The organism is Hydrocarboniphaga sp. FW305-C-57 (assembly GCF_058783045.1).
Window position 1 is genome coordinate 299,963 of record NZ_JBYSYG010000004.1, and the last position, 24,144, is coordinate 324,106.

The 24,144-nt window shown below is 66.7% G+C and carries 18 protein-coding genes; 8 read left to right on the plus strand and 10 right to left on the minus strand.

Going from position 1 to position 24,144, the window contains the following annotated elements; all coding sequences use genetic code 11:
• The first annotated feature begins 53 nt into the window (after positions 1-53).
• The 4 genes from AC3WUM_RS10805 to AC3WUM_RS10820 all read left to right on the plus strand — a co-directional run bounded on the left by AC3WUM_RS10805 (position 54) and on the right by AC3WUM_RS10820 (position 4,411).
• Positions 54-1,334 (plus strand): MFS transporter, encoded by a 1,281-nt coding sequence (locus tag AC3WUM_RS10805; RefSeq protein WP_492410297.1) that lies wholly within the window; start codon positions 54-56, stop codon positions 1,332-1,334.
• Positions 1,335-1,342: 8 nt separating this feature from the next.
• A complete protein-coding gene (locus AC3WUM_RS10810; protein ID WP_492410298.1) occupies positions 1,343-2,491 on the plus strand; it encodes a deoxyguanosinetriphosphate triphosphohydrolase in 1,149 nt (382 codons plus the stop codon).
• Between the two features lie 112 nt (positions 2,492-2,603).
• The gene (locus AC3WUM_RS10815) at positions 2,604-3,728 is read left to right on the plus strand and encodes a hypothetical protein (protein ID WP_492410299.1); all 1,125 of its coding nucleotides are present in this window, start codon (positions 2,604-2,606) and stop codon (positions 3,726-3,728) included.
• 101 nt (positions 3,729-3,829) lie between these two features.
• On the plus strand, positions 3,830-4,411 hold the full coding sequence (locus tag AC3WUM_RS10820; RefSeq protein WP_492410300.1) for a DUF1003 domain-containing protein: 582 nt from the start codon (positions 3,830-3,832) through the stop codon (positions 4,409-4,411).
• Positions 4,412-4,417: 6 nt separating this feature from the next.
• Here the strand turns inward: AC3WUM_RS10820 and AC3WUM_RS10825 are convergent, their stop codons facing one another.
• The 3 genes from AC3WUM_RS10825 to AC3WUM_RS10835 form a co-directional block, all read right to left on the minus strand.
• The gene (locus tag AC3WUM_RS10825) at positions 4,418-5,032 is read right to left on the minus strand and encodes a cation efflux transmembrane domain-containing protein (RefSeq protein WP_492410301.1); all 615 of its coding nucleotides are present in this window, start codon (positions 5,030-5,032) and stop codon (positions 4,418-4,420) included.
• An 83-nt stretch (positions 5,033-5,115) separates the two neighbouring features.
• The gene (locus AC3WUM_RS10830) at positions 5,116-5,541 is read right to left on the minus strand and encodes a PIN domain-containing protein (RefSeq protein ID WP_492410302.1); all 426 of its coding nucleotides are present in this window, start codon (positions 5,539-5,541) and stop codon (positions 5,116-5,118) included.
• A 9-nt stretch (positions 5,542-5,550) separates the two neighbouring features.
• Positions 5,551-5,808, minus strand: a complete 258-nt coding sequence (locus AC3WUM_RS10835; RefSeq protein ID WP_492410303.1) for a type II toxin-antitoxin system Phd/YefM family antitoxin — start codon at positions 5,806-5,808, stop codon at positions 5,551-5,553.
• Positions 5,809-6,050: 242 nt separating this feature from the next.
• On the opposite strand from AC3WUM_RS10835, the gene gltB reads away from it, so the two are divergent.
• Both gltB and AC3WUM_RS10845 read left to right on the plus strand, forming a co-directional pair.
• Positions 6,051-10,541 carry a glutamate synthase large subunit gene (gltB, locus tag AC3WUM_RS10840; RefSeq protein WP_492410304.1) on the plus strand — a complete coding sequence of 1,497 codons (4,491 nt, stop codon included), beginning with the start codon at positions 6,051-6,053 and terminating at the stop codon, positions 10,539-10,541.
• Between the two features lie 162 nt (positions 10,542-10,703).
• Positions 10,704-12,149, plus strand: a complete 1,446-nt coding sequence (locus AC3WUM_RS10845; protein WP_492410305.1) for an FAD-dependent oxidoreductase — start codon at positions 10,704-10,706, stop codon at positions 12,147-12,149.
• 65 nt (positions 12,150-12,214) lie between these two features.
• On the opposite strand, the gene AC3WUM_RS10850 is transcribed toward AC3WUM_RS10845, so the two are convergent.
• The 7 genes from AC3WUM_RS10850 to AC3WUM_RS10880 all read right to left on the minus strand — a co-directional run bounded on the left by AC3WUM_RS10850 (position 12,215) and on the right by AC3WUM_RS10880 (position 20,197).
• Complete coding sequence (locus AC3WUM_RS10850; RefSeq protein ID WP_492410307.1) at positions 12,215-12,955, minus strand: tetratricopeptide repeat protein; 741 nt, start codon at positions 12,953-12,955, stop codon at positions 12,215-12,217.
• Positions 12,956-13,226: 271 nt separating this feature from the next.
• Entirely contained in the window at positions 13,227-15,848 is a 2,622-nt protein-coding gene (locus AC3WUM_RS10855) for a bifunctional diguanylate cyclase/phosphodiesterase (protein ID WP_492410308.1), read from the minus strand.
• A 148-nt stretch (positions 15,849-15,996) separates the two neighbouring features.
• Positions 15,997-18,207, minus strand: a complete 2,211-nt coding sequence (locus tag AC3WUM_RS10860) for an autotransporter outer membrane beta-barrel domain-containing protein (protein ID WP_492410310.1) — start codon at positions 18,205-18,207, stop codon at positions 15,997-15,999.
• Entirely contained in the window at positions 18,204-18,875 is a 672-nt protein-coding gene (locus AC3WUM_RS10865; RefSeq protein ID WP_492410312.1) for a PilW family protein, read from the minus strand. The genes AC3WUM_RS10860 and AC3WUM_RS10865 overlap by 4 nt, the downstream gene beginning before the upstream one ends.
• The gene (locus AC3WUM_RS10870) at positions 18,868-19,287 is read right to left on the minus strand and encodes a type IV pilus modification PilV family protein (RefSeq protein ID WP_492410314.1); all 420 of its coding nucleotides are present in this window, start codon (positions 19,285-19,287) and stop codon (positions 18,868-18,870) included. Before AC3WUM_RS10870 ends, AC3WUM_RS10865 begins: the two co-directional genes overlap by 8 nt.
• Entirely contained in the window at positions 19,265-19,756 is a 492-nt protein-coding gene (locus AC3WUM_RS10875; RefSeq protein ID WP_492410315.1) for a pilus assembly FimT family protein, read from the minus strand. The genes AC3WUM_RS10870 and AC3WUM_RS10875 overlap by 23 nt, the downstream gene beginning before the upstream one ends.
• 6 nt (positions 19,757-19,762) lie before the next feature.
• Positions 19,763-20,197, minus strand: coding sequence for a type IV pilin protein (locus tag AC3WUM_RS10880; RefSeq protein ID WP_492410316.1), 435 nt, complete (start codon positions 20,195-20,197; stop codon positions 19,763-19,765).
• 183 nt (positions 20,198-20,380) lie between these two features.
• Between AC3WUM_RS10880 and AC3WUM_RS10885 the strand changes: the two genes are divergently transcribed.
• Positions 20,381-21,019 carry a YceH family protein gene (locus AC3WUM_RS10885; RefSeq protein ID WP_492410317.1) on the plus strand — a complete coding sequence of 213 codons (639 nt, stop codon included), beginning with the start codon at positions 20,381-20,383 and terminating at the stop codon, positions 21,017-21,019.
• 111 nt (positions 21,020-21,130) lie between these two features.
• The gene (locus AC3WUM_RS10890) at positions 21,131-24,139 is read left to right on the plus strand and encodes a parallel beta-helix domain-containing protein (RefSeq protein ID WP_492410318.1); all 3,009 of its coding nucleotides are present in this window, start codon (positions 21,131-21,133) and stop codon (positions 24,137-24,139) included.
• Positions 24,140-24,144 lie beyond the last annotated feature (5 nt).

The following is a 24,144-nucleotide window of genomic DNA, read 5'->3' on the forward strand; positions in this document are numbered from 1 at the left end:
GCCGGTGCGGCGGCTTCAGCTGGGCGGCTGCGCCGCTCGCGCAGACTTGGGACATGCCCGGTTCTTCCGCCCTCAATCGCCGATCGCGCGCGCTCGCGATGCTCGCCTTGATCGTCGCGGGCGAAACCATGTTCGTGCTGCCGTTCGTGATCGCGCGCGTGTTCCGCACGACGTTTCTCGATGTCTTCGGGCTCAGCAACCTGCAGCTCGGCAGCGCGTTCTCGGTCTATGGCGCGGTCGCGATGGTCTCGTATTTCTTCGGCGGACCGCTGGCCGACCGCATCGCCCCGCGCCGGCTCATCGCCGTCGCACTCGCGATCACCGCGCTCGGCGGCGGGGTGTTCGCCAGCGTTCCCTCGATCGGCGTGCTCCGGCTGCTGTATGCGTTCTGGGGAATCAGTTCGATCCTGCTGTTCTGGGCGGCGCTGATCCGGGCCACGCGCGAATGGGGCGGCGACGAATCGCAGGGGCGCGCTTACGGCTTGCTCGATGGCGGACGCGGATTGCTCGCGGCCGTGCTCGCCTCGCTCGCGGTGAGCCTGTTCGCCTCGCTGTTGCCGGCTGATGTGCAGGCGGCGACGCACGAACAGCGCCGCGCCACGCTCGCGCAGCTGATCTCGGCCGGTGCCATCCTCACGCTGCTCGCGGCCGCGCTCGCCTGGTTCGTGCTGCCGCGCAGTTCGATCGAGGCGAATCGAGCGCCGCGAGCGACTTTCGACGGCGTGCGCGCCGCGGCCAAACTGCCGGGCGTCTGGCTGCAGGCCGTCGTCATCGTCTGCGCCTACTTCGCCTACAAGGCCACCGACAATTTCGGGCTCTACGCGCACGACGTGCTCGGTTACGACGACGTCGACGCCGCGCGCCTCGGCAGCCTGAGCTTCTGGATGCGGCCACTCGCCGCGCTCGGGGCGGGCCTGCTCGCCGATCGCACGCAGGGTTCGCGCATGCTGGCCGCAGGCTTCGCGCTGCTGATGGCGGGTGCGCTCGTGCTGGCAGGCGCCGGGCCATCGTTGATGCTGCTGCCGGCCGTGTTCATCACCACTGTCGTCGTCACGAGCCTCGCCATCTATTCGCTGCGCGGCCTCTACCACGCGGTCATGAACGAGGCGCGCGTGCCGCTGGCGGTCACCGGCAGCGCCGTCGGCCTGGTTTCGGTGATCGGTTATCTGCCCGATGTCTTCGCCGGGCCGCTGATCGGCTGGCTGCTCGATCGCCATCCGGGGGCGATCGGCCATCGCCAGGTGTTCCTGGTCGTCGCCGGCTTCGCGCTCGCGGGGCTGCTGGCGACGCTCGCGTTCCGCGCCGTCACGCGAACGCGTCGCGATCCGCCTTAGAATCGGGCATGGAACTCGCACCTTACGCAGCGCTCGAAATCCACACGCGCGGCCGGCGCCATGCCGAGCCCGGACCGAACAATCGCAGCGCCTACATGCGCGATCGCGATCGCATCATCCATTCGGCCGCGTTCCGCCGGCTCGAATACAAGACGCAGGTCTTCGTGAACCACGAGGGCGATCTGTTCCGCACGCGGCTCACGCATTCGCTCGAAGTGGCCCAGCTCGCGCGCACGATGTCGCGCAGCTTGCGGCTCAACGAAGATCTCTGCGAGGCGATCTCGCTCGCGCACGATCTCGGCCACACGCCGTTCGGCCACGCGGGCCAGGACGCCCTCAACGAGGTCACCAAGCCCTACGGCGGCTTCGAGCACAACGCGCAGTCGCTGCGCGTGGTCGACGAGCTCGAGGACAAGTACGCGAGCTTTCGCGGGCTCAACCTGAGCTTCGAAACGCGCGAAGGCATCCTCAAGCACTGCTCGCTCGCACGCGCCCGCAAGCTCGGCGACGTCGGGCAGCGTTTCATCGAACGCGGCCAGCCCAGCCTCGAAGCGCAGCTCGCGAATCTCGCCGACGAAATCGCCTACAACAATCACGACATCGACGATGGCCTGCGTGCGGGCCTGCTGACGGTTCCGCAACTGCGCGAAGTGCCGCTGTTCCGGCGGCATCACGACCTGGTGCTCGAGGCCTACGGCCCGCTGCCGCCCAAGCAGGAGCGCCACGAAACCATCCGCCGCGTCATGAGCACCTTCGTCGAAGACCTGACCTCGACGAGCGCCCGGCGTATTGCCGAATCGGGCGTTCGGCATATCGACGAAGTGCGCGCGCAGCCGGCGCCGCTGATGAGCTACAGCGAGGCGATGCGTGCCGAGATCATCGAGCTCAAGCGCTTCCTGCATGCGCAGCTGTATCGGCATCACCAGGTGTATCGCGTCATGAACAAGGCGCAGCGCGTGGTGCGCGACCTGTTCGCGGCCTTGTTCGAAGACCTGCGGCTGATGCCGCCCGAGTTTGCCGTCGCCGCCGCCAGGCTCGAAGCCGATGAAGGCGCCGAAGGCCGTGCGCGCGTGGTGGCGGATTACATCGCCGGCATGACCGACCGCTACGCCCTCGACGAGCACGAGCGTCTGTTCGATCCGCGGCGGCTGCGCTAGCAGGATCGCCGCGAGGCAGTGCGCACCCCCCATCCTGGGGGTCGTTTCATCACCGCTCCGACTCTAGCCTGCCGCGACTCGAAGTCGAGTTCACGCTCCAGGGGAGACCACGATGAAACGCAAACAATGGAACGCGCTGGCCGCTCGCTCGCTGCTGCTGTCTTCGGCCGCTGCGCTCACGCTGCTGCTCGGCGCCTGCGGTAACGACGACGGTGATGATGAAGGTAGCGGCGATGGCGGCGGCAGCGTGTCGCTCGGCAATGCCGATCTGAGTTCGCCGCAGGTGGTGCAGGCGCAGGTCGGCACGCTCGGCCAGTTGCTCAGCACGATCAGCACGCTCGATGCGGTCGCCACGCCGGTGCCGACGGCTAGCGCTCGCAGCATCGCCAAGGCCGGCGAAGCCTGTCCCGATGGCGGTGAATTCCAGGACGTCGCCGAAGCCAGCAAGAACGTCGGCTCGCCGTTCACCACGCAGGCGATGCCGGTGTCCGGCACGCGCGCGGTGAACTGCAGGTATGCGGACCGCCAGAGCCAGGGCGGACAGAACGTCGAATACACCGTGAAGCTCAACGGTCTGTCGGAAGGCGGCAGCATCGACGATGCGGGCTCGGTGCTCTACGCGAAGGTCGGCGAAAGCCCGAGCGAGCCATTCGAGTACGAATTCGACGTGAAGACCAGCGGCAGCGCGGGCAGCCAGAACTTCAGCAGCGAAACTGAACTCGATTTCGGCATCGGTTATCGGCTCGATTCCAGGTCGACCAATTCGGGCAGCGACAGCCGCTTCTCGCTGCTGCTCGATGGTGATTACGAAACCTCGGCCACGTCGGGCGGCCAGGGCGGCTCGGCCAGTGGTGATTTCACGAGCTTCATCGGCACCAGCGAAGCGCCGTTCAAGATCGTCAGCGCGAGCGACGGCGTGCGTATCGAAGGCAAGTACGGCTTCGGCATCTCGCCGGTTCCGGCTGGTGCCAACTGCACGAGTGCGAGCCTCGACGTGGAAACTACGCAGCCGCTGGTGCCCGATACGAGCGGCAACGGCAGCCCTTACGGCGCCGGCATCATCAAGCTCAGCAGCGGCTCGAGCTCGGCGACCGTGCAGTTCAACAACGACGGCACCGTGACGCTGACGCCGCAGGGCGGCTCGGCGACGACGATCTCGTATGCCGAAGCGGTGGCCGCGGCCGCGCCTTGCGCGGGCTTCGCGTTCGCCGGCGTCGCCTTCCTCGGCGCGCTGTAGGCGGCGCCATCGAACGGGCTCCGCACCGAGCCCGTTCGATGTTCCGTGCAGGGAGTGCGGTGGTCTAAGCTCGCGGCCGTACTTCGCAACGGACGCCCTCAATGCCGCGCATCAAGCCGCTCAACTATCTCGATTTTGCGGTTCGCTGGTTCGGCCGCAAGGCCGACGAACTCGGCAGCGCCGAGCGCCGCGCGCTCGCGCGGGCGTCGAAGGGCCAGGCGCTGACCGAAGATCCCAATCGCAAGCTCGACGAGCAGACCAGCTTCGGCGGCAGGCTGGCCGATCGCGTCGCCGAGATCGGCGGCTCATGGACCTTCGTGAGTTGCTTCGGCGCCTTCCTGCTGGCCTGGGCGGTGCTCAATACCGAGGTTCTCGGCAAGACCGCGTTCGATCCGTATCCCTACGTGTTCCTGAACCTGGTGCTGTCGATGCTCGCCGCGATCCAGGCGCCGATCATCATGATGAGCCAGAACCGGCAGTCGGCGAAGGACCGGCAGATGGCCTCGTACGACTACGAGGTCAACCTCAAGTCCGAGATCGAGATCATGGCCCTGCATGAAAAGATCGACGCGCTGCGCGCCGAGCAGCTCATGACCGTGATCGCGCAACAGCAATCGCAGATCGAAATGCTCTCGCGCCTGCTCGAACGCGCGGAGGCGCGCAACGACTCCAGTTCGCTTTAGTTTCGGCTACCGAGCGAGTTCGGCCCGCGCCTGGCGGATCACACTGGCCGACGCGCTGAGCCCGAGCACGGCCATGATCGTCGCGACGACCAGATCGGGCCAGCCCTGGCCGGTGCCGAACACGCCGAGCGCCGCGAGCATCACCGCGAGATTGCCGATCGCATCGTTGCGCGAGCACAGCCAGACCGAGCGCATGTTGGCGTCGCCGCTGCGCCAGCGATACAGCATCGCGGCGACGCCGAAGTTGGCGATCAGCGCAAGTACGCTGATCGCCCCCATCGTCGCCGCGTCCGGCACCACGCCGGCGCGCAGATTCCAGACCGCGTGCCCGAGTACGAACAAGCCGTAGCTGCCCATGCAGAGGCCTTTGACGAGCGCGGTGCGCGCGCGCCAGACCACGCCCAGCGAGAGCACCGCGAGCGACAGGCCGTAGTTCGCCGCGTCTCCGGCGAAATCGATCGCATCGGCGAGCAGCGCCACCGAGCCGGCGCCCCAGCCGGCACCGAGCTCGACGCAGAACATCAGCGCATTGACCCACAGCGCGATCCACAAGGCGCGCCGATACTGAGGAGGCGTTTGGTTGGTCGGCGGTGGGCAGGCAGCGCAGCAGTCGTTGGCCATGGATTCGCCGGGTCAGGCGCCGAGGTGGTGCCGCGGCCGATGGTAGCGCGACGAGGTATCGGCCCGAATGCCGAAGGTGATCATCAAGGCCGGAACCAGTCTTCGATCCGCAGGCCATCGGTGTTGGCGAGCGGATGCGGCAGCCGGCTCACGAACGCCATGTCCTGGGACGCGGCGATGGCGGCCTGTTCGCCGTCGAGGCGGCTCCAACGCCGTCCCGCGCGGTCCCAGCGACCGGCCTGGCGGGCGAGCCACAGCGCGGCCTCGCGATCGATCGGCAATACCGGCGGACCGCAGGCGAGCAGTTCGGCCGTGAAGGCGCTCAATTGCTGGCGGCGATGGCCTTCGGGCAGGCCGTCGAGCCCGCGCAGCCAGGTGATCAGCGCGGGCGCCGCGATCGCGCAGAGCGACTGGCGCTGCTGGAACAGGGTGAAGATGCGCCGGTTGCCGTCGGGCCTCGTGAGCTCGGCGAGCACCGGCAGGTCCAGCAGATAGAGCGGCTTGGCCATCGGCGCCCGCTAGAGCTCGGCCCAGCGATCGAGCTCGGAGGCGGTCACGCCCTCGAAGCCGGCCGGCAGGCGGCCGCGCCAGGCCTGCGCCCAGCCCGCGAAGTCGGCCGCCGAGGCCGATGACTTGAGCCGCTCGTACTCGGCCTCGGACAGCAGCACGGCCACCGCCTTGCCGCGCCGGGTGACCTGGACGGGATTGCCGTCTTCGGCTTCGTAGAGCAGCTCAGTGAGGCTGTCCTTGGCCTGGGCGATGGAGACGGATTTCATGGCGAGCGAGGGGTGTGCGGAAGATGGCCATCTGGATGGCCATCTTAGATCGGGCTAAGGCGCTGATTCAACGGGGAACTGTCGGGGGAACTACGCATTTCCGAGCGCGAAATTTGCTTGCGCCTTAACGGGCCATTAGCGTTGCGCTCCCCTCATGCCGGTACGGCATAGGGTATTCGTGGAATTTCACGGGAGCGACCGCCGAAAAGACAGCGTCGGCCGCGCCCAGCCAGGAGTCTTCAATGTCCCAGCGCCCTGAATCGCCTCTCGAAGGCCATGCCGCCCACGGCCTCTATCGCCCCGAGTTCGAGAAGGACTCCTGCGGTTTCGGCCTGATCGCGCACATGGACGATCAGCCGAGCCACAAGCTGATCCAGACGGCGGTCACGGCGCTCGATCGCATGACCCATCGTGGTGCGGTGGCCGCCGACGGCAAGACCGGCGACGGCTGCGGCCTGCTCATGAAGAAGCCCGACGCCTTCCTGCGCCGCGAAGCCGAGAAGCTCGGCTTCGCGCTCGGCGACAACTATGCGGTCGGCAACATCTTCTTCTCCAACGACGAGAAGCGCCGCGCTCGCGCCAAGCAGGTCATCAAGGAGAGCGTCGAGCACCACGGCCTCAAGCTGCTGGGCTTTCGCGTGGTGCCGACCGACGCCGCCGCGCTCGGCGAGGAAGCGCTCAAGACCGTGCCGCACATCGAGCAGGCCTACATCGCGCCGCCCAAGGACTGCCACAAGTTCAGCTTCGAGTTAAAACTCTTTAAGGCCCGCCGCCGCGCCGAGAAGCTGCTCGAGGCCGAGGGCGACGACGATTTCTACGTCACCGCGCTGTCCTGCCGCGTGCTCGTCTACAAGGGCCTGGTGATGCCGGAGCTGCTGCCGCAGTTCTACCCGGACCTCGCCGATCCGACGCTCGAATCGTCGATGTGCGTGTTCCACCAGCGCTTCTCGACCAACACGCTGCCCAAGTGGCGCCTGTGCCATCCGTTCCGCTACCTCGCGCACAACGGCGAGATCAACACGATCTCGGGCAACCGCATGTGGGCCAAGGCGCGCGCCAAGAAGTTCCAGTGCGCCGATCTTCCCGACATCGAGGAGATCTCCCCGCTCGTGACGATGAAGGGCAGCGACTCGCAGAGCATGGACAACATGCTCGAAGTGCTGCTCGCCGGCGGCATGGACGTGTTCCAGGCCATGCGCGCGCTGATTCCGCCGGCCTGGCAGAACATCGACGACCTCGACCCGGACGTGCGTGCGTTCTACGAGTACAACTCGGTGAACATGGAATCCTGGGACGGCCCGGCCGGCGTCGTCATCATGGACGGCCGCTACGCCGCCTGCGCGCTCGATCGCAACGGCCTGCGTCCGGCCCGCTACGTGATCACCAGCGACCGCCACATCGTGCTCGCTTCGGAGATCGGCGTGAACGATTTCCGCGCGCAGGACGTGGTCGAAAAGGGCCGCCTGCGGCCGGGCGAAATCCTGGCCGTCGATACCGAGACCGGCTCGCTGCTGCGCCCCGAGGACATCGACAGGATGCTGGCCTCGCGCAAGCCGTACAAGCAGTGGCTCAAGTCGAACATGAAGCGGCTCGAAGCCAGCCTCACGGATGACCCGAACTCGCTCGACGTGATGCCGCCGGACACCGTCGCGATCTACCACAAGATGTTCCAGCTCACGTTCGAAGAGCGTGACCAGGTGCTGCGCGTGCTCGCCGAAGCCGGCCAGGAAGCGGTCGGCTCGATGGGCGACGACACCCCGTTCGCGGTGCTCAGCCAGCAGGCGCGCAGCGTCTACGACTACTTCCGCCAGATGTTCGCGCAGGTCACCAACCCGCCGATCGATCCGCTGCGCGAGCAGATCGTGATGTCGCTCGAGTGCCATCTCGGTGCCGAGATCAGCATGTTCGACGAGACGCCCGAGCGCGCCGCGCGCCTGCTGATCGATTCGCCGGTGCTGTCCGAAGCCAAGTTCAAGGCGCTGCTCGCGATCGGCAACGACGATCCCAAGTACAAGCACCAGATCATCGACCTCAACTACGAGCCGAGCGTCGGCCTCAAGGCGGCGATCGAGCACGTCTGCGAAGAGGCGATCTCGGCCGTGCGCAACGGCAAGGTCGTGATCGTGCTGTCCGATCGCGCGATCGAGCGCGGCAAGCTGCCGATCCACGCGCTGCTCGCGGTCGGAGCGGTCAACAGCGCGCTGGTCGATTCGGGCATGCGCCTGGACTGCAACATCGTCGTCGAGACCGCCACCGCGCGCGATCCGCATCACTTCGCCTGCCTGGTCGGCTACGGCGCGAGCGTGATCTATCCGTATCTCGCCTACGCCTCGCTGTACGAAATGGCGCGCAGCGGCCAGGTCAAGAACAAGGCGCCCGAGACGATGGCGCAGAGCTATCGCAAGGGCATCAACAAGGGCCTCTACAAGATCATCTCGAAGATGGGCATCAGCACCATCTCCTCGTATCGCGGCGCGCAGCTGTTCGAAGCCGTCGGCCTGCACGACGAAGTGACCGAGATGTGCTTCAACGCCACGGTCTCGCGCATCCAGGGCGCCAAGTTCGTCGATCTGCAGGACGAGCAGGAAGCGGTCGCCGAGACCGCCTGGAGCGCGCGCAAGCCGATCGAGCAGGGCGGCCTCTACAAGTACGTGCACGGCGGCGAATACCACGCCTACAACCCCGACGTCGTCACCATGCTCCAGCGCGCGGTGAAGTCGGGCAAGTACGAGGACTATCAGCTCTATTCGGAGGTCGTGAACACGCGTCCGGCGTCGATGATCCGCGACCTGTTCGTGTTCAAGGATGCGCAGCCGATTCCGATCGACGAAGTCGAGCCGCTCGAGGCCATTCTCAAGCGCTTCGACTCGGCCGGCATGTCGCTCGGCGCGCTGTCGCCCGAGGCGCACGAATCGCTCGCGATCGCCATGAACCGCCTCGGCGGCCGCAGCAATTCCGGCGAAGGCGGCGAAGACCCGGCGCGCTACGGCACCGAGAAGATGTCGAAGATCAAGCAGGTCGCGTCGGGACGCTTCGGCGTCACGCCGGCCTACCTGGTCAACGCCGAGGTGCTGCAGATCAAGGTCGCCCAGGGCGCCAAGCCCGGCGAAGGCGGCCAGCTGCCTGGCGACAAGGTCAACGATCAGATCGCCTCGCTGCGCTACTCGCGCCCGGGCGTCGCGCTGATCAGCCCGCCGCCGCATCACGACATCTACTCGATCGAAGACTTGGCGCAGCTGATCTTCGATCTCAAGCAGGTGAACCCGCAGGCGCTCGTTTCGGTGAAGCTCGTCAGCGGACCCGGCGTCGGCACGATCGCGGCCGGCGTCGCCAAGGCGTATGCCGACCTCATCACGATCTCGGGCTACGACGGCGGAACCGGTGCTTCGCCGCTGACGTCCGTGAAGTACGCGGGTACGCCGTGGGAGCTGGGTCTTTCGGAAACGCATCAGACGCTGCGCATGAACAACCTGCGCGACAAGGTGCGTGTGCAGACCGACGGTGGCCTCAAGACCGGCCTCGACGTCATCAAGGCCGCGATTCTTGGTGCCGAGAGCTTCGGCTTCGGCACTGCGCCGATGGTCGCGCTGGGCTGCAAGTTCCTGCGCATCTGCCACTTGAACAACTGCGCCACCGGCGTCGCCACGCAGAACGCGGTGCTGCGCCAGAACTACTTCATCGGCCTGCCCGAAATGGTCATGAACTACTTCCGGTTCGTGGCCCAGGAGACGCGCGAGCTGATGGCCTCGCTCGGCATTCGCACGATCAAGGAGCTGATCGGCCGCACCGACCTGCTGCAGATCGCCGAAGGCACCACCGGCAAGGCCAAGAACCTCGATCTGTCGCCGATTCTCGACTCGGCCGGCATGACCTTGCCGAGCGCGCAGTACTGCATGTTCAACAACGAGCCGTTCGACAAGGGCGAACTCGCCGAAGCGATGCTGGCCGATTGCCTGCCCGCGATCGAGCACAAGACCGGCGGCATCTTCCACTACACGGTCAACAACCGGCATCGCAGCATCGGTGCGCGCCTGTCGGGCGAGATCGCGCGTCGCTGGGGCAACCTCGGCATGAGCGATCGTCCGATCACGATCAAGCTCAAGGGCGCCGCGGGCCAGTCGCTCGGCGTCTGGAACGCGGGCGGCCTGCACCTGGAGATCGAAGGCGACGCCAACGACTACGTCGGCAAGGGCATGGCCGGCGGCCGCATCGTGGTGAAGCCGCCCAAGAGCGCGCGCTACGAATCGCGCGATGCCGCGATCATCGGCAACACCTGCCTGTACGGCGCGACCGGCGGCACGCTGTACGCGGCCGGCATGGCGGGCGAGCGCTTCGCGGTGCGCAACTCGGGCGCGCACGCGGTCGTCGAAGGCGTGGGCGACCACGGCTGCGAATACATGACCGGCGGCGTCGTCGTGGTGCTCGGCCACACTGGCGTGAACTTCGGTGCGGGCATGACCGGCGGCTTTGCGTACGTGCTCGACGAGAAGCGCAACTTCGTCGATCGCTACAACCACGAGCTGATCGACATTCATCGCGTCGTTTCCGAATCGATGGAGGCGCACGAGAACTACCTGCGCAAGATCATCGCCGACTACGCCAAGGTCACCGGCTCGGTATGGGCTCAGCAGATCATCAGCGACTGGGCCGACTACGTCGGCAAGTTCTGGCTCGTGAAGCCCAAGGCCGCCGAGATCGGCACGCTGATCGACTCGGTCCGCGCTGCGGCTTAAACGTTGGAACCCCTCTCCCGCGGGAGAGGGGCAGGGGTGAGGGACTCTTCGTCGTAGCGAAGGGTAGCCAAAGCGGATAGTCCCTCACCCGGCGCTTCGCGCCGACCTCTCCCGGTGGAGAGGCAAGCGGTTCCACCAGCAAGTTCGTTGTGAGATAGCCAGATGGGCCACAAAAACGCCAACCAGTTCCTCGACGTTCCGCGCCAAGATCCCAAGAAGGCGCCGGTCGAAGTGCGCGTGCACGACTTCCGCGAGATCTACGGCCAGTTCCCCGAGAACCAGGCCAAGTCGCAGGCCGGCCGCTGCCTGTCCTGCGGCAACCCGTACTGCGAGTGGAAGTGCCCGGTGCACAACTACATTCCGAACTGGCTCAAGCTGGTCGAGGAAGGCAACCTGTTCGCCGCCGCCGAACTCTCCCATCGCACCAATTCGCTGCCCGAAGTCTGCGGTCGCGTCTGCCCGCAGGATCGCCTCTGCGAAGGTGCCTGCACGCTCGCCGACGGCTTCGGCGCCGTGACCATCGGCAACATCGAGAAGTACATCTCCGACGAGGCCTTCAAGAAGGGCTGGCGTCCGGACATGAGCAAGGTCAAGTGGACCAAGAAGCGCGTCGCCATCATCGGCTCGGGCCCGGCGGGCCTGGGCTGCGCCGACGTGCTCGTGCGCAACGGCGTCAAGCCGGTGGTGTTCGACAAGTACGCGCAGATCGGCGGCCTGCTGACCTACGGCATTCCGGCGTTCAAGCTTGAGAAGGAAGTGATCGCGCAGCGTCGCGAGATTCTCGAAGGCATGGGCGTGGAATTCCGCCTCAACACCGAGATCGGCGTCGACATCGAGTTCGAAACCCTGCTCTCCGAATACGACGCCGTGTTCCTCGGCATGGGCACCTACAACTACATGAAGGGCGGCTTCCCGGGCGAGGACCTGCCCGGTGTGTTCGAAGCGCTGCCGTTTTTGATCGCCAACATCAACCGCGTGATCCACACGCCGACCGAAGCCGACCTGGCCTTCGACGTGAAGGATCAGCGCGTCGTCGTGCTCGGCGGTGGTGACACCGCGATGGACTGCAACCGCACGAGCATCCGCCAGGGCGCCGAGAGCGTGGTCTGCGCGTATCGCCGCGACGAAGCCAACATGCCGGGCTCGCGCCGCGAAGTCGCCAACGCTAAGGAAGAGGGCGTGGAGTTCCTGTGGAATCGCCAGCCGGTCGAGATCGTCGGCAACGGCAAGGTGGAGGGCATCAAGCTCGTCACCACCAAGCTCGGCGCGCCGGACGCCAAGGGTCGCCGCAGGCCCGAAGTGATCGAAGGCTCCGAAGAGATCGTGCCCTGCGATCGCGTCGTCATCGCCTTCGGCTTCCGTCCGAGTCCGTCGTCGTGGTTCGAGCAGCACACGATCGCCACGCACGAAGACGGCCGCGTGAAAGTTCACGGCGCCGGTCTCGCCAAGTTCCAGCCGGGCCTGCCGAAGGGGCAGTACAAGTTCCAGACCGAGAACGCGAAGGTCTTCGCGGGCGGCGACATGGTGCGCGGCTCCGACCTGGTGGTGACCGCGGTGTATGAAGGACGCGAAGCGGCCGAGGGGATTCTCGACTATCTCGGTGTTTGATAGCGGCGTCTGATTTTTCGTCGTATGCGAAAAGGCCGGCGTGAAGCCGGTCTTTTCGTTTCAGCTCAGCTTGCCGAAGTCTCGCGCTTCGCCAACGCCACCCACTCGCGATGCACGGTGTTGTAGTGCTTTCCCGCGACCTGGCTCTCGTCGACGATGCGCTGGAACAGCTCTCGCGCCTGCGTTTGTTCGCCTCGCTTCTGCAGCAGCAGCGCAAGCCGACACGTCGGTTCCGGGCCTGGGAAATAGCGGCGCAGCGCGTCGTATTCGTGGATCGCCGCGTCGATGCGGCCGAGCTCTTCCTGCGTGCGCGCGTAGAGCAGGTGGCCTTCGGGCGAGCGGAAGTCCGGGTTCTTCTGCTTGAAGGTATCGAGCGATTGCTCGGCCGCTTCGAACTTGCCGAGCGCGAACTGGGCTTTGGCGATGCCGAGCAGCAGCAAGGGATCGCTTGCGTTGATGCCCTTGAGATAGCGTGCGTAGAGCGCTTCGGCTTCCTCATAGCGCTGCTTTTCCATGTACTGCGCGGCGAGCGTCATCGCGTTCTGCACGGTGTCGGCGACCGCGAGCTGCTGCGTGGCCCGGCGCAGATCGCCATCCGGATTCACCGATTTCGAAATGCCGCGCTTGAGCTTGTGGGCGCCGCGGCTGTTGGTCCATTCGGGCAGCAGCTCGACGATCAGGTACGCGAGCGTGCCGACGAGCGGGAAGAACAGCAGGATGAAGATCCAGGTCATGTTGCGGCCGGTCTTGAGCACGTGCACGACGAGTCCGACCTGGATGATCAGGGAGAGGATGAAAAGAGGCATGCGATTCAGGGCTGGCAAGCGAGGCCGCTATGCAAGCAAACACGCCTGTTTGACGCAAGCCTGTTCGACGCCTTGTTCGAAGCGCCAGCTCAGTCCTGCGCGCAGGCCGCTGAGCGTGGCGTCGAGCGAGTCAGGTTCGGTATTGGAGGCATCGCTCGCCGCAGGCCCCCGGGCAAAATAGAGGGTCTCGCAGGCCCGGTCGTTACCGAGGCCGCATCCGGCCCCAGACTGCGGCCGGGGCGCACCATCAAGCCCGTGCCGCGAGCTTCGATCAACTCGCTGCACGCTCGGCGAAAGGATCGCGCGTTTCACACTGCACGCGGTTGCGGCCGAGGCTCTTGGCCTTGTACAGCGCGGTGTCGGCCTCGTGGACGAGCTGCGAGGGCGTGCGATCGCCGGCGCGCGCATACGCCACGCCGAGCGACGCCGTGGTGCCGACGCGCGGGCCACCGGGCGGCGATTCGATCGACAGCTCCGAGAAGCGCGCGCGCAAGGTATTGGCGCGCTCGCAGGCGAGTTCGGGCGGACAGCGCGGCATGATGATCGCGAATTCCTCGCCGCCGTAGCGGCACAGGATGTCGGTACCGCGCATGCACTCCCGCATGAGATCGGCCCAGGCGCGCAGTACCGCGTCTCCGGTCTGATGTCCGTAGCGGTCGTTGAGCACCTTGAAGTGATCGAGATCGGCGAGGATCAGCGCGACCTCGTAGCCGCCGAGTTGCGATTGATCGAGTTCCGCCCGCAGGCATTCGTCGAAGTGGCGGCGGTTGTAGAGGCCCGTGAGCTCGTCGCGGATCGCCCGCGCCTGCAGCATTTCCTGCAGCTCGAGCACTTCGGCGATGCGCCGCTCGAGTCGCTGATTGGCCTCGCTGAGTTGGGCCTGCGTTTGCGTCAATGCGGTGACGTCGCTGAACACGGCCAATGCGCTGCCTGCTTGCGGACCTTCGGTGATCGGCATGTAGACGCCTTGCAGATGCATCACGCGACCGTCTTCGACATGGCGGTAGCTTGCCGCGACGGTCTCCCCGCGCAAGGCCCGCTCCCATGAAGAGGCGATCTCCCGATGCCACTCGGGCGAGAGTACCTCGGCGTAGTCGTGGCCCTCGATCTGCTCGACCGGCAAGCCGATGGTCTTCGCGTTGAGCCGGTTGGTGATCACGTAGCGCCCCTGCGCGTCGATCATCGAAACCCATACCGGCAACTTGTCGATCAGGCTGCGCAGCAGTGCGCGGCTTTCATCCATGCGCTTGGCCGAAAGATGGCGCTCGGTGACGTCGAGCGTCGCCCCGGCGACGCGCACGACATTCTGATGCGCGTCGAGCACGGGCGCGAAGCTCGCCTCGACGTAGCGCGTGCCGAACTGTGGATGGCGCGTGCGAAAGCTCATCGACTGCGTGCTTTTTTCCTCGATCGCTTGCCGCAGCCTGGCCTCGGCCTCGGGCAGGTCGTCCGGATGCACGCCGCTGCGCCAGATGTCGTAAGTCCACTCGCCCGGCGTGATGCCGAAAATGCGCGCGGTGCCTTGGTCGAGATCGATGACGCCGCTGTCGACATGCCAGTCCCAGACGCCGATGCCCGACACCTGCAGCGCGAGCGCGAGCCGCTGCGTGAGCTGCTGCTGCTGCGCTTCGAGGCGGCGCCGTTCGGTGATGTCCTGGATCTGCGAAACGAAGTAGAGCGGAGCTCCTGAGGCATCGCGAATCAGCGTGACGTCGAGCTGCGCGTCGACGATGTGGCCGTCGGCGTGGAAGTAGCGCTTGTACATGCTGTAGCGATCGCGCTCGCCGGACAGCAGGCCGTGCATGTGCTCCAGATCGGTATCGAGATCGTCCGGATGCGTGAGCTCTCCGAAACCCTTGCTGCGCAACTCGGCGTCGGCATACCCGAGCATCTCGCAGAATGCGTCGTTGACTTCGAGCAGCCTGCCGTCGAGGCCGACGATCGCTTTGCCGATCGGCGCGTTCTTCATTGCCGCGCGTACCAGGGCTTCGCTCTGTGCGAGCGCGGCGCGGTTGCGCCGGTCCTCGGTCACGTCGCGGCCTTCGGGAATCAACAGCACGATCTTGCCGCTGGCGTCGAATACCGGCTTGAGCGAGAAGTCGATCGTCATCGTCCGGCCGTCGGCGCCGATCTGCTCGAAGTCGTAGCGCACGAATTCGCCGCGCTTGGCGCGCTCGACCGCCTCGCGGAACATCGTCTGCTGCTCGGGCGTGCTGCCCCACCACGGTAGATCCCACACCGGCTTGCCGATCACGTCCTCGAGCTTGGCGCCGGTGAAATCGAGCGCGGTCTGGTTGACCGCGACGAGGCGTCCGTCGGGCTCGAACAGGCCGATGAACTGGAACGTGGAATTGAAGATGGCCTTGAAGCGCTGCTCGCTTTCCCGCAAGTCCTGCTCGGCGCGGCGTCGACCGGTGATGTCGTGGACGATGCCATGCAGCGCGATGACCTTGCCGTGGGCATCGCGCACCGGTTCGCCGCGCGCCATCATCCAGCGCGGTTCCCCCGAGGTGTGCGTGAGCTCGATTTCGACTTCGTAGGCGGTGCCGTGCTCGATCGCGTCGTGGATGACCTGATCGAGCCGCGCCTGACTTTCGGCGCTGTAGAACGCCTTCTGCTCGGCGTAGCTCGGAGCCGGGTCGCGCGGATCGAGCCCATAGAGATCGTAGAGCGTCTCGGACCAGTCGACGCTGTCCGAGCCGATTTGCCAGCGCCAGCTGCCGAAGCGGGCCAGCCGCTGGGCTTGCGTGTGCGCGAATTCGTTGTCGCGTGGCTGCGGCGCCGACGCTTGCGCATCGGAGCCGAGCAGCACACGCACCGCCAGCACGCAGCGCCGCCAAAAACCGGGCCGCTTCGTCGCCGGCGCCTCTGGATCGATACCGCTCTGTGGCATCCGCTTCCTCCTCCGGCCGCCAGCTGGCTGACGGCAGGCCGCTAGTATGCGGGGGCTCGCGGCGGGTGGCGGACGAGTGGCGACGGACGGTTGCCACGGATTCTTCGAGTAAATCCGAATACCGACGCTGGGGTCGCGGGATCGTGTTTCAGAGATAGCGCGTCCACATCACCGCCGCATCGCCGGTGACCGATGGCGTCGGCGCGCACTGGCCCGTACAGGGCAGGACATCGGGAGTGTAGGTGCTCGGCAGCGCGGTCAGGTCGAGCGTGGTGCTGCCGCCGACCGCGTTGCCGTTGCCGCTCAGCGTGGCTTGTCCGGCCGCGGCGATGTAGCCGTAGACCGTGGTGCTGCCGCCGCTGTTGAACAGGTTGCCCGCGACGACGGTGCCGTAGGTCTTGGTGCTCGCCCCGAGCGTGATGTTGCCGCCCGAGAACACACCGTCGCGAAACGCGCCCGACAGGAACGCGATGTTGCCGAGGCTGTCCTGCGTCAGTGCGCTGGTGGCGCCGTTGCAGAAGTTGGTCGGAACCAGGCCGGCGAAGAACGCGGTCTGCGCCACGCCATCGCTCGGCGAATTCGCGCACACCGGCCCGTAACCCGCGTTGTTCGGCGACTTGGTGACGTGCTGGCCGCTCGTGGCGATATGGCCGGTGGCGATGAAGGTGTTGAAGTAGATGCCGGTCGAGACTTCGAGATCGCCGTCGAACCAGTACGCGCCGGGCGCGAGGCTGATGCCCGCGATCGTCCATTTGCCGGCCCCCGCGCTCGCGTATGTGAAGCAGGCGTTCTGCGTCGAATAGCCCTCGCAGATCGTTTTCTGCGTACTGCCGCTCAGCGAGCAGGTCTTGCTGCCCGAATTGAACGACGCGATCGGGCACAGGAAATCCTTGCGCGCGCCGTCGCTGACGAGCGCGTAGCTGCCGGTGACGATGCCCGCGACGTTGCGCACGCTCACGCGCGTGTAGCCGGCCGCCTGATACTCGAACACGTAATTCGCCGCGCCCTTGAGCGCGAAGGCGTCGACCACCGGGCGCGACAGCTCGTAAGGCTGCAGGGCCGCGATCGGCGTCAGCGCGACGGTGGTGACGTTCGGCGGCAGAAAGCCCGCGAGCAGGGTCACGAGCACGTTGCCGTTCCACTGCTGCAGCTTGGTCAGCGTGCCGCCGATGGTGCCGGCGACGGCCGCGTACTGATCGACCTGCAGATTGCCCTTGCCCTGCAGCAGGCCGATGCCGCCGTAGCCGCGCACGTAGGTGTTGCCCATCGTGCGCACGCTCGTCGCGCCGCCGCCGGTCAGGCTGACGTCGCCGAGCGCCGATATCGCGCCGCCCGCCGCCGCATAGCTCACCGAGCCGTTCGCGTTGATCGCGATCGCGCCGGTTCCGGTGCTCGACCAGTTCACCGATCCCATCGTGTTGGTGGTCTTGATCGTGCCGCCGCTCAGCGTGACGTTGCCGATGGCGTTCGCGGTGTTGACCACGCCGTTGCTCACGTTGAGCGTCGAGTTGGTGTTGAGCGTGCCGTGGCTGCCGCCGCTGCTCGCCGTGATCGCGCCCATCGCATTGACGCTGTTCGCCACGCCGTTGCTGATCGTCACGCTGCCGTTGCTGTTGATGACACCTTGCGTGCCGCTGCTGCCGGCGATGACACTGCCGAGCGCGGACACCGACAGGATCGCCGACGAGCCCGTCAGCGTGACGTTGCCGTTGACGTAGATCTGGTTGACCTTGATGCCGCTGCCGATCACCGCGTTGCCGGTCGCGTGAATCGCGTTGACGCCGGTGATCGAGGCATTGTCGAGCTTCACGTTGCCCATCACGTTGAAGTTGGCGTTGTTGTCGCCCTTGATCGTGATGCCGCCGCTCATGTCGAGGTCGTAATAGAAATCGGCGACGTCGATGGCCGGGCCCTGGTTGCCGCCGCCGCTGCTCACCGCGGCCCGTGTGACGTTGTAGATGGCGCGCAGCGTGGTGGTCGCGCCGGCGCCGGCGCCGGTGATGTCGGCGGTGACGACATAGCGGCCCGCGCTGTCGGGCCCGGTCACCGACACCAGCTGCGCGGACAGCGTCGACGCATCGACGCCGGTCATCGGCACGGCCCAGGGCAGCGAACTCCACGGCGGACTCGCCATGTTCTCGGAGCGCAGGTACTGGCGCAGCAGCTCGACGCCCGACCAGCTGCGCATCTGCGCGAGCGTGGCCGCGTGCATCGTCAGCGTCTTGTCCTGCGCGCCGCGCACGCCGTGCGCGACCCCGAGCGCGGTCGCGGTCAGCGCGAGCCCGACGAGCAGCACGAGGAGGATCGTCGCGAGCCCGCGCTGCCTGTCCGCGCTGCGATGAGGGATCGGGCGCCTCATGTCGAAGGCGCCTGCACGTTCGGCAGGCAGACGCTGCTCTTCCAGGCCGAGACGTCGTCCCAGAGTGTCAGCTTGATCGCTTGCGAACTCGCGCCGGCCTGGCCGAAAGGCCAGCAGCTCGATCGCTCGGCGCGCAGCACGGCACCGCTCGCGCTGACACCGCCGGGTGGAATCAGCTCGCTCGCGGTCTGCCAGCCCAGCGTGCTCCACTGCGTCGCCGCGGCGCAGGCCGAACGCAGCAGCTTCAGGCCGCCGTTGCTCGCGAGCAGCGCGCCGCATTCGATGCTCGCGAGCGTCGGATTCGCAGCCCAGACGATCGCATTGCCGCTCGCCTGTGCGCTGGCGGTGAGGGTCTGCACGCTGCCGCTCAGATGGCCGCTCGCATCGAGCGTCGCATCGGCGAGCACGATCAGATCGGTATTCGCGGTTGCCGGATTCGCGAGCGTGCCGATGCCGAATCCGGCGCCCTGCAATTCCATCTGCGCGACCAGCGTGCCTGCGGCCAGATGACCATCCTGGTTCGCACGCTGCCCGCTTTCGACCGAACGCACGACCAGCGTGCGATACAGCGACAGCGCGGACAGCGCGGCGAGCATCGAGATCAGCAGGCCGGTCATGATGCCGATCAGGCCGAAGCCGCGTTGGCGCTGCGCTCTGGCCTCACACATCGCCGACCACCAGCGTGCCCGCGCCGCCGAACAGGGCGCGCGAGCTCACCGACAGCTTCACGCGCGCGGGCGGCGTGATCGACACGCTGCCGAGCGTGACGCCGGTCGGCGTGGTGCAGCTCGCGGTCACCGCGAGATCGATCGGCGCGAGGTTCGCGTCGGCCGGACGAATGCGGATCGCCGGTGGCGAGGCGCCCTGGCACCAGGCGCTCGTATCGGCGGTTTCCTGCAGCAGGTTGCGCAGCTGCGTGATCGCCATCGCCTGCGTGCGCGACTGGCTCTGGCTCACGGCGATGCGCGTTGCGGTGAATACGGCGCCGAGCACGAGCACCGCCGACAGCAGCACGCCGACGAGCGCCTCGAGCAGCGCATCGCCGCGCTGGGCGCGATCAGTAGAGCGTGACCGGGGCATGCTGGTTCGCCGAGCTGATGAGCAGGCTCGTCGAGCTCGCGCAGGAGGTTCCGCCGCTGCTCGCGGTGACGCTCGCTGCGCGGTTGCTGAAGGCCAGGCAGCGCAGCTGCGCATCGCCGCTGAACACCCTCGTGCTCGCCGGCAGTCTCGCACTCCAGAGCGCGCCGCTGTTCGCGCAGGCGGCCGCGCTCTGCGGGCTGCGCGTGGCCGTGAACAGTCGCAGCTGGCTGTCGTCCAGGCAGAGCATCGCCGCGGCCGCGTTGCCCGAAGCACCGCCCGGATTGCGCAAGGCCACCGCCTTGGCGCGCGACACGCCCTGTGCGAGCAGACCCTGGGCGTCGCGCACGCGCGTGCTCGCGACCCAGCCCTGCGTGAGCGGAAAGCCCGACACCAGCAGCCAGCCCGAGATCGTGATCGCGAGCATCGATTCGATCAGCGAGACCCCACGCTGCTGCCGCGGAGCGTTCATGGCGGGCTACCAGGTGCTGACCGCGCCGGACGGCGTCGTCAGCTGGCGCGTGTTGCCGCTGTCGAGCGTGATCGCGTAGCCGCTGACGCCATTGCCGGTGCCGGTGGCCTTGAGCGAGTAGGCCGACGCGCTCGCGGACTGGATCTGGAACGAGAAATTGGCGGCCTGCGCCGGAGCCCAGCCCGGCAGCGTGGTCTGCGTCTGCGCGGTGCTCGCGGTGGCCGCGGGATACGTCAGCTGTTGCTGGTAGTAGTTTTCGAGATTGAGGCTCAGCGCGACCAGGTCGTTCTGCGCGGCCCGCAGCTTGCTGCGCGCGACGTAGCCGCTGTACGCCGGCAGCGCGATCACCGTCAGGATCGCGACGATCAGCAGCGAGGCGATCAGCTCGATCAGCGTGAAGCCGCGCAAGGCGGTGTGGCGGGCAAGGCGAGACGGTTCCATGACCACTCCGGCGCGCGCCGGTGGAGGGAGTGAGTAAAACCGGTATCGGCCGGCCGCGGACGAACTTGAGAGGATTTTTTCTACTGGTCGAAATCAGGCGCTGCGCCGACGGCGCCCGCGCGGCTGCGCCGGCAAACCGGCGTACGCTACGATTCGCGCCCGCTTCGATTAGGAGATCGCCTCATGTCCGCTCTGCTGCTGTCCCTGAACGAGGCCCGCGTGCTCGCGTCCCTGGTCGAAAAGTCGCTGACCACGCCGCAGTACTACCCGATGACGGTCAACGGCGTGATGCTCGCCAGCAACCAGAAGAATTCGCGCGCCCCGGTGATGTCGCTCAGCGAAGGCGACGTCGGCGCCGCGCTCAACCAGCTCGAAGCCCAGCGCCTGGTCAAGCGCGATGAAACCAGCGGTCGCGCGGTGAAGTGGCGGCACCAGTTCCAGCATCAGCTGCTGCTCAAGCCCGAAGGCGTCGCCGTGCTCGCCGCGCTGATGCTGCGCGGCCCGCAGACGCTCGCCGAAATCCGCAGCAACGCGAGCGGGCTCAACGGCCCGTCCGACATCGAGGGCGTGCAGACCGTGCTCGACGATCTGGCCGATCGCGCGAACCCGCTCGTCAAGCAGCTGGCGCGCGGCGCAGGCCAGTCGACCGTGCGCTACGCGCATCTGCTGTGCGGCGAGGACGCGATTCCGGCCGTTGCCGAATCGTCCGGCTTGCCGGCTTCGTCGGGCGGCGGTGGCAATGCCGCGCTGATCGCCCAGCTGCTCGAGCGCGTCGACGCGCTCGAAGCCCGCGTCGCCGAGCTCGAACGCGCGCTGAGCTGAACCATAGGTCAGTTTTCCCGTCGGCTTATGCGCCGACGCGCACTATCCTGCTGCCATCGATAGAGGGCGGCGCACGGAGCCGTCCCGCGACGAAACGCTTGGGGAGGCTTCATGTTCGGTGGGATGCAGCGGGTGTTGGCGGTGGGGGTGGTATTGGGGGCTCTGGTGTTGTCCGGCTGCGGCAAATCGCCGTCCTCGCCGGGCAGCGGCGGCGATGGCGACGGCGATCCGCCCGCGTCGACCGGCCGCGTGTTCGTCATCAAGCCGAACGCCGAAGCCACCACCGACATGATCGCGGCGATGGTGCAGGCGCTGCCGGGCGACGTCATCGAGTTCGAATGCGGCTACTTCGAGCTGAGTTCCGCGCTGCAGCTCACCAACACCGAAGACGTGCTCGTGCGCGGCTGTGGTCGCGACAAGACCGTGCTGTCGTTCAAGACCAGCGCGACGCCCGAAGGCATCCTCGCGGTCAACGTGCATGGGCTCACCGTGCAGGATCTCACCGTGCTCGATACCGGCGGCAACGGCATCGAGCTACGCAGCGTCGACCACGGCACCGTGCAGCGCGTGCGGGCGATCTGGTCGTCCGGCGGCGGACGCGAGAGCGCCACGCCGATCAACGCGAGCAACTACACCGAGAAGCTGCACGTGGCCTGCACCGATCCGGCCACGCAGGACCCGAGCGCGCCCGAGAATTTCCTCGGCGATACGACCTCGCCCGACTACACCGTGAGCAAGCTCTCGGGCCGCTACGGCGTGTATCCGGTGGCTTCGGAAAACATTTTGATCGACGATGCCGAATCGATCGGCGCGTCCGACGCCGGCATCTACGTGGGCCAGACCAATACCGCGATCATCCGCAACAGCCGCGCGGCCTACAACGTGTTCGGCTTCGAGATCGAGAACGTGCGCGGCGGCGAGTACGCGCGCAACGTCGCCGAGTGCAACACCGGCGGCTTCCTGATCTACGACCTCGACAACCTGCGCCAGTACGGCGAGCGCTCGCGCATGTACGGCAACGTGGCGCGCCTGAACAACACCTACAACTTCACCTCGGGCGGCATCGTCGGCAACGTGCCGTCGGGCAGCGGCATGATCACGCTGGCCTACGACGAAATCGAAATCTTCGACAACGAATTCCGCGACAACAATACCGCCGGCATCATCCACACGAGCTACGAGATCTTCCCGGTCGGCGCGGGCCGGCCGGCCGAGCATCGCATCGACTGGTACACCGAAGGCCTGCACATCCATGGCAACAAGTTCGTCAACAACGGCAACCGCCTGCCGCTGCCGACGACGAAGAACCTCGCTTCGGGCGACGTCGCCAAGTTCCTGCCCGCGATCGTCGGGCTCAAGAACCAGACCGCCTGCCTGCTGCCGCAGAATCTCGCGAGCTGCCTGTCGACCGGCCTGCTCAACATTCGCGGCGCGCACATCATCTGGGACGGCCTGCAGGACAGCTATCACGCCGACTGCGCGTATCCGAAGGAAGCCAACGGCGAAGACGTGCCGAAGGATGCGCGCGGCAAGCCGCTCTACGACAACGAAGTGCCCGATCCGAGCTGCCAGTACAACGCCTACAAGTTCGACACCGCCGCCGAGGGCAAGCCACGCATCAAGCCCGACTGGTGGTTCTCGTGCATCGATGCGGACAACGAGTTCTCCAGCGACAGCCTCAAGTTCTCGAACTTCCACGGCACCAAGGGGCTCGAGCTCATCGTCAGCAGCAATCTCGATCCGGCCGCGCTGCTGCAGTTTCCGTCCGACTTCGACATGAGCCCGCACGATTGCACCGCGGCCTACGGCAAGACGCTCGCGCCCTTGCCGCCGGTGGTGATTCCGCCGTTCGTGCGCAGCGGCGACTACGATCCGGCGCCGGCTGCCGAGCTCGTCGAAAAGCTCTGCAAGGCGAACGTCGGCAACGGCGAGGTCAACTTTGACGCCGCGCGCGTGAACTGCCCGACGCTCGATCAGTACCACCTGTTCGACGATGCGCAGGATCCGACCAGCACGCCGCGCGGCGGCGGCGTTCCGTACTCGCTCAACAGCAAGCTGTTCTCCGATTACGCGGTGAAATATCGCGTGGCCTACCTGCCACCCGGCACCAAGGCGGTTTATCGCGACGCCGGCACCGATGGCGTCAACGCCACGCTGGTGTTCCCGACCGGCACCATCATCGCCAAGACCTTCTCGTTCGCGGACGAGGCGAGCGGCAAGGAAACGCCGATCGAAACGCGCCTGCTGATCAAGCGCGTGAACTCGAAGAACGTCGCGCGCTGGGACGGCCTGCCGTACATCTGGGAAACCGATGCCGCGACCGGCAAGCGCGTCGCCAGACTGTCGATGGGTGGCGGACATGCGAGCGTGTCCTGGGATCACACCGATGTCGATTCGGGCGTGCGCCACCAGGGCTCGACCGCGAGCTATCTGATTCCGCACGCGAACCAGTGCCTGAGCTGCCATTCGAACGAGGAAGGCGAGGCCGGCGCCGCGCCGATCGGCCCGAAGGTGCGCTTCATGAATCGCCCCTACGCGCCCGAAAGCAAGCTCGTCACGGGACAGAGCCGTCACGCCGTCGCCGGACAGAACCAGATCGCCTACTGGTGCAGCCACGGCCTCGTCGCCGGCTGCCCGAGCGATCTGGGCGTCGACATGCGCCAGATCGCGGCCAAGCTCGAGCGCATTCCGACGTTCAACAAACCCGGTGATGCCGGCTTCGCGCCGAACTCGGCCGAGGACATCGAAGCGCGTGCGCGTGCCTGGCTCGAAGTGAACTGCCAGCACTGCCACAACGTGCGCGGCTTCGCGGCGAGCACGGGCTTCTATCTCGATTCGTTCCGCCCGGTCGACATCAGCTACGGCATCTGCAAGCGTCCGACCGCGACGGGTCAGGAAGGCAACGGCGGACGCACCTACGACATCCATCCGGGCAACGTCGCCGACTCGATCCTCGCCTTTCGCATCGGCTCCGGCGCGACCGTTCCGGCCGCGCGCATGCCGCCGATCGCGCGCAGCGTCGTCGACACCGAAGGCAGCGCCCTGATCGAGCAGTGGATCGCGAACGTCGTCAAGGCCGACGAGGCGAAATATCCAGGTTCGACGAGCTGCGCGGAGTAGGCCTG